Raw genomic sequence first — 1,395 nt, forward strand, 5'->3', positions numbered from 1 at the left:
TTGGTGGTTGCCTTGTGGGTTACTCATCAGTGATTTGTCGTGGGCTGGGGTTTTCCGTTGACGCAGCGGGAGCTCCTGTGGTGCTAGGAGTTTGTGTTCTCCTGCAACCATTGGTCCAGAGTTTTCTCGCCGATGCGGGCTTCTCCGACCGGGACAATGGTTGTTTCCTCGATGGGGATACCGAAGTACCGGCGTCAGGGTCAACGGCCACGGTGCGGGGATCGCCCTGCGCGCTGAGGACCCGGCTGGCGAACTCGTGCATGGGTGCTCGTTCGGGGCCGGCAATTTCAAGCTCCCCGTTCAGGGCAGGAGACACCGCTGCATCGGCGACCAATCGCGCGACGTCGGCGGCGGCCATCGGCTGCATCAAGTGGGGGGTGAGGAAGACTTTGCCGTCACGGGTCCCAACGTCAGCGATCATCGGGATGAACTCGAAGAACTGGGTTGCCCGGACCAAGGTGTAAGGCACCCCGCCGTCCCGGACTGCGTTCTCCTGGACCGTCTTACCTGCGAAGTACCCGACTGGACCAATCCGGTCGGTCCCCACAACGGAAAGGACCACGTGGTGCTGCACTCCGGCTCGCTTCTCGGCAGCAAGGAGATTTGCCGTGGATTTCGTGAAGAACGGAACCACAACGTTTTCGTCGAAATCCGTGGTGTTCGTCAAGTCGATAACAACATCGGTGCCGGCCATTGCTTCGTCCAAACCCTCGCCGGTCACCGAGTCCACACCGCTGGAGGGGGAAGCAGCAATTGCCTGGTGTCCCTGCCCGGTCAGAATATCCACAACCTGCCTGCCGATCAGGCCTGTGCCGCCTGCAACCAGAATTTTCATATCTCGTCCTCACCTACTACTCGGATAACTTTTATCCGAGATGAAGGTTACGGACATCATGTGTCCGAGTCAACTACTATGGACGATATGAAGTTATCTGGAGGTGTCGAATGGGCTATCCACTGCTGCGTGGTCCTCAGCCGGATGGACGGGGCAGTACCCGCTGGGAAGCTCGCAGGACTCCACGATGTCTCAAGCAGCTATCTGGCCAAGCAGATGCAGGCCCTTTCACGCGGCGGACTTGTCCGATCGCTGCAGGGGCACGCCGGAGGCTACGTGCTGACCCGGCCCGCCGACCAGATCAGCATCCTCGATGTCGTACAGGCGGTCGAAGGCAAACAACCACTGTTCGTCTGCACTGAGATCCGCCAGCGCGGCCCCCTCGGCACCCCTCCAGAAAAATGCCTCACGCACTGCCCCATCGCGATAGCGATGATGACAGCAGAAACGGCCTGGCGGGACTCCCTCAACAAAATCACCATCGGGGACCTCGCCCACCAGGTAAGCAGCACGTCAGGACCGGAAACCTTCCAAACGATCCAGCACTGGTTCGCCGGCGC

General features: G+C 60.1%; 2 protein-coding genes. One reads left to right on the forward strand and one right to left on the reverse strand.

Annotation, left to right across the window (positions count from 1 at the left end):
• Positions 1-19: 19 nt before the first annotated feature.
• A complete protein-coding gene (locus G205_RS20370; protein ID WP_009359693.1) occupies positions 20-835 on the reverse strand; it encodes an SDR family oxidoreductase in 816 nt (271 codons plus the stop codon).
• Positions 836-922: 87 nt separating this feature from the next.
• On the opposite strand from G205_RS20370, the gene G205_RS20375 reads away from it, so the two are divergent.
• The coding region (locus G205_RS20375; RefSeq protein WP_035754034.1) for an RrF2 family transcriptional regulator at positions 923-1,395 on the forward strand (473 nt) is incomplete at its 3' end.

The sequence above is a fragment of the Arthrobacter nitrophenolicus genome, assembly GCF_000332815.1.
GTDB lineage: Bacteria > Actinomycetota > Actinomycetes > Actinomycetales > Micrococcaceae > Arthrobacter > Arthrobacter nitrophenolicus.